The organism is Nonomuraea lactucae, from assembly GCF_003313395.1.
In the GTDB taxonomy this organism is placed as follows: domain Bacteria; phylum Actinomycetota; class Actinomycetes; order Streptosporangiales; family Streptosporangiaceae; genus Nonomuraea; species Nonomuraea lactucae.
In genome coordinates, this window is sequence record NZ_QNFZ01000721.1 from 1 (window position 1) to 3711 (window position 3711).

Annotated in this window: 6 protein-coding genes; 4 read left to right on the forward strand and 2 right to left on the reverse strand. The window is 71.3% G+C overall.

Features of this window, described 5'->3' with window-relative positions; genetic code table 11:
* Nucleotides 1-81 precede the first annotated feature (81 nt).
* Nucleotides 82-399: a DUF4190 domain-containing protein gene (locus DQW85_RS26040; protein ID WP_113702579.1), complete on the reverse strand. Its 318-nt coding sequence runs from the start codon at nt 397-399 to the stop codon at nt 82-84.
* A 99-nt stretch (nt 400-498) separates the two neighbouring features.
* Between DQW85_RS26040 and DQW85_RS26045 the strand changes: the two genes are divergently transcribed.
* On the forward strand, nt 499-975 hold the full coding sequence (locus DQW85_RS26045) for a nitroreductase family deazaflavin-dependent oxidoreductase (protein ID WP_113702580.1): 477 nt from the start codon (nt 499-501) through the stop codon (nt 973-975).
* Nucleotides 976-1039: 64 nt separating this feature from the next.
* Nucleotides 1040-1852, forward strand: coding sequence for an ion transporter (locus DQW85_RS26050; protein WP_113702581.1), 813 nt, complete (start codon nt 1040-1042; stop codon nt 1850-1852).
* Here DQW85_RS26050 and rpsD read toward each other — a convergent pair.
* Entirely contained in the window at nt 1840-2454 is a 615-nt protein-coding gene (gene rpsD, locus DQW85_RS26055; protein ID WP_113702583.1) for a 30S ribosomal protein S4, read from the reverse strand. The two genes, DQW85_RS26050 and rpsD, sit on opposite strands and share 13 nt — an antisense overlap.
* Nucleotides 2455-2530: 76 nt before the next feature.
* On the opposite strand from rpsD, the gene DQW85_RS26060 reads away from it, so the two are divergent.
* Together DQW85_RS26060 and DQW85_RS26065 are read left to right on the forward strand one after the other, a co-directional pair.
* Nucleotides 2531-3271 (forward strand): DUF2470 domain-containing protein, encoded by a 741-nt coding sequence (locus DQW85_RS26060; RefSeq protein WP_113702582.1) that lies wholly within the window; start codon nt 2531-2533, stop codon nt 3269-3271.
* A 110-nt stretch (nt 3272-3381) separates the two neighbouring features.
* The coding region (locus DQW85_RS26065; RefSeq protein ID WP_162795387.1) for a hypothetical protein at nt 3382-3711 on the forward strand (330 nt) is incomplete at its 3' end.

Genomic DNA, 3711 nt, shown 5'->3' on the forward strand with positions numbered 1-3711 from the left:
CTGACGCCACCGGCGACGCCCGGGCGCGCCGGACCGCCCCGGCCGCACCCGCCGAACCGTTCCGGGGCGGCGGGGCGGCCGTCAGTCGTCGAGGCCGCCCATCAGGGCGGCGCCGCCCAGGAACACGAAGACGACCAGATAGATGGCGATCACCGCCAGCATCAGGCAGGTGCCGACGATGCCGCAGATGCGCCCGGCCTGCACCATGCCGCGGTTCTCGTAGACGTAGCCGCTGTTGTCGATCTCGCGCAGCGCCTTGTTCCCCATCGACCAGGCGAACGGGCCGATCAGCGAGCAGACGACCAGGCTCAGGATGCCGAGGATCAGGATCGTGGTGCCGTTGGGATGCGTCTGGGGTGGCGGCCCGTAAGGCGATGGGCCATAGTTCGGATAGGACATGTGCGGTTCGGCCCCTCGATCCATCGGCTTTTGAGGCGGTTTTTATACCACAGCGGCACCGGGTCTGGCAGTTGACCGAGCGCTTGCTACACTCGCCACATGATCGCGGTTCTCAAGCCTTTCGCCCACTGGCTCGCGTCCACCGAGTGGTTCATGAGGGTCGGGCCCCGCTTCGTCCCGCAGGTCGACAGGGTCCTGTACCGGCTCACCCGGGGCCGCATGATCAGCAGTGACCGAGTCGTCCCCTCGCTGGTGCTCTTCACCACGGGCGCCAAGAGCGGGCTGGAGCGGCGCTCGCCGCTCGCCTGCCTGCCCGAGCAGGACGGCGGCTTCATCGTGGTGGGCAGCAACTTCGGCCGCGAGACCCACCCGGCCTGGTCCGCCAACCTGATCAAGAACCCGGAGGCCAGGGTCAGCCACCGCGGGCGGGAGATCCCCGTGGTGGCGACGCTGCTGACCGGCGAGGCGCGTGTGGAGGCCTGGCCGCGGCTGACGGCGAACTGGCCGCTCTACGACCGCTACGCCGACAAGTCCGGACGGGAGCTGCGGGTCTTCCGCCTGACACCGGTACAGTGATCGCCGGGTGATCGCTTACGCCATCATGGTGGGGCAATCAGGACATCCCTAGGAGCTCCCCCCCGTGCGTGAACGCATCCGCGTCTTTGTCGCGAACCGGCGTTTCCAGCAGTTCATCGTCGCCGTCATCCTGGTCAACGCCGCCACCCTCGGCCTGGAGACCGTACCCGCCGTCGTCGAGCGCTACGGCGACACGCTCACCCTGATCGACCACGCGGCCCTCTACATCTTCGTCGCCGAGCTGGTCGCCAAGATCTACGTCGAGCGGTCACGCTTCCCGCGCGACCCGTGGAACGTCTTCGACACGCTGATCGTGGCCATCGCGCTCGCGCCCGCGACCGGCGGCCTGTCAGTGTTGCGGTCGCTGCGCATCCTGCGTGCGCTGCGCCTGCTGTCGGTGGTGCCCAGCCTGCGCCGGGTGGTCTCGGCCCTGCTGCGCGCCATGCCCGGGATGAGCTCGATCGTCGTGCTGCTCTCCCTGGTGCTGTACGTGGCCGCCGTCATGGCCACCAAGCTGTACGGCCAGAGCGCGCCGGACCGGTTCGGCAGCCTGCCGGCCTCGCTGTTCACCCTCTACCAGACGATGACGGGCGACGACTGGGGCAACATCGCGCGCGAGGTGATGAGCCGGCACCCGTCGGCCTGGATCTTCTTCACCATCTTCATCCTGGTCTGCACGTTCATCGTGCTGAACCTCTTCATGGCGGTCGTGGTGAGCGCGATGGACGAGGAGTCGGCCGCGGAGCGGGCCGAGCTGGCCGAGCACGACCACGACTCGGCCGCCGCCACCGAGCGGATCCTCGACGAGCTGGCCGCGCTCCGGCTGGAGGTGGCCGCGCTGCGCCGGGAGCACGCCAGCCCGGCTCACCGCGAGTAGAACTCCACCACCAGCTGCTCGTCCACCGGGACCGAGATCTGCTCGCGCTCGGGCCTGGCCGTCAGGGTGAAGCTCAGGCCGGCGTGGTCGACCGACAGGTAGGGCGCGATCCGGTCGTCGGCGTGCACGCCCTCGGCGGCGGCGACGAACGGCTGCATCCGGCGCGACCGCTCGCGCACCGTGACGACCTGGCCGGGCTTGACCAGGTAGCTCGGGATGTCCACCTTGCGGCCGTCCACGGCGATGTGGCCGTGTGTCACGTACTGCCTGGCCGCGTAGATCGACGGCGCGAGGCCCGCGCGCAGCACGAGGGAGGCCAGGCGGGTCTCCAGCAGCGTGACCAGCTCGGCGCCCGAGGCGCCCGGCTTGCGCACGGCGAGATCCCAGTAGCGGCGCAGCTGCCGCTCCGACACGTCGTAGTACCAGCGCAGCTTCTGCTTCTCGAGCAGGCGCAGCCCGTAGTCGCCGGTGGTGCGGCGGTTGGTCTTGCGGCCGTGCTCCCCTGGCGGATAGGGGCGCTGCTCGAAGTAGCGCACGGCCTTCTTGGTCAGTGGCACGCCCGCGCGACGCGACAGGCGCACCTTCGGACCGGTATAGCGCACGTTCACCTCCTGTGGTTAGGTAGTACTTACTTAGGTAAGCCTAACCTACTGTTCGTCGTGATCTCAAGGAGCCGCCATGCTGCCGATGCCGGAACGGATCCGCACCCTCGCCGCGACCGCTGGCGTCGCCCGGCTGTCCGTCGACGGCACGCCCTCCCCCGCGCGCGGCGGGGTGGACGACCGCGGCCGGCCGGTGCTGCTGGTCCGGCCGGGCGATGCGCTGCACGGGCTGCGCGACGACGCCGTCGTCGCCGTCAACCTGACCGCGATGCGCCGGCTGGGGGACGTGGAGCATCCGCGCGGGCTGATCGAGGTGCAGGGGTGGGCGCAGGCCGTACCGGCTGAGGAGGCGAGGCGGGCGGCGGTCGCGGTCGCGGCCTCCAGCGCCGACGAGGCCCTGTTCGAGGCGCTGGAGAGGTACGGCGAGCGCGACGCGCCCCGGTTGCTGCGGCTGGACGTGGCGCAGGTCGCCTACCTGACCGGGCAGGAGTCCGGCCTGCTCGACGCCGACGACTACCTCGGCGCGGACCCCCACCCGCTGGCCGAGACCGCCGAACGGGTGCTCGCCCACGTCAACGAGGCGCACCGGGCGCAGCTCGCGGACGGGGTGGCCAGGCGGCTCGGCGAGGACGCCCGCCCCGGGAGCGGCGAGCCGGGGAGCGGCAGGGGCGGGGACGGGGTGTGGCTGTGGGAGCTCGACCGGTTCGGCGCGACGGTGCGCGTGGACACGTCGCTGATCCGCTTCCCGTGGCAGGTCCCGGCGCGCACGGGGCAGTGCCTGGAGACGGCCCTGCGCGGCCTCATGTGCACGTGCTGACCGACGGCTCGGCAGGCCGGGGCGGCACGGCGCCGTCAGGGCTCATCGTCTTGATCACGATTCATCCTGGAGGACCAACCAGTAGTTGAAAGTTACTATCATCGGCGGCTGTGAGCGACACCGAGCGACGCAGACGTGTTCTGATGGTCGCCGGCGTGCTGACCGGCAGCCTCATGCTGGCCACGGCGGTGATCCTGGGCAGCGCGGGGCTCTCCGGCACCTGGCTGTCGCCGGTCAGCCTCCCCGGCGGGGGTGGCGACGGGTTCGCGCCGCCCGCCACGGCCACGCGGAGCTCGGCGCGCGTGCCGGTGACCCGCCAGGTGCACACCATCGTTCCCTCGCACCCCGCCCTGTCCGGGAGCCCGACCCGCACCCCCGCCCCGGACCACACCGCCTCGCACCCGGCCAGTCCCACCGCCGGCCCGGACGGCAGCCCGGCC

Excerpts from the sequence above, each read along its gene's own strand:
- DQW85_RS26040 (WP_113702579.1), bottom strand. The coding sequence starts at position 399 with ATGTCCTATCCGAACTATGGCCCATCGCCTTACGGGCCGCCACCCCAG.
- DQW85_RS26045 (WP_113702580.1), top strand. The coding sequence starts at position 499 with ATGATCGCGGTTCTCAAGCCTTTCGCCCACTGGCTCGCGTCCACCGAG.
- DQW85_RS26060 (WP_113702582.1), top strand. The coding sequence starts at position 2,531 with ATGCTGCCGATGCCGGAACGGATCCGCACCCTCGCCGCGACCGCTGGC.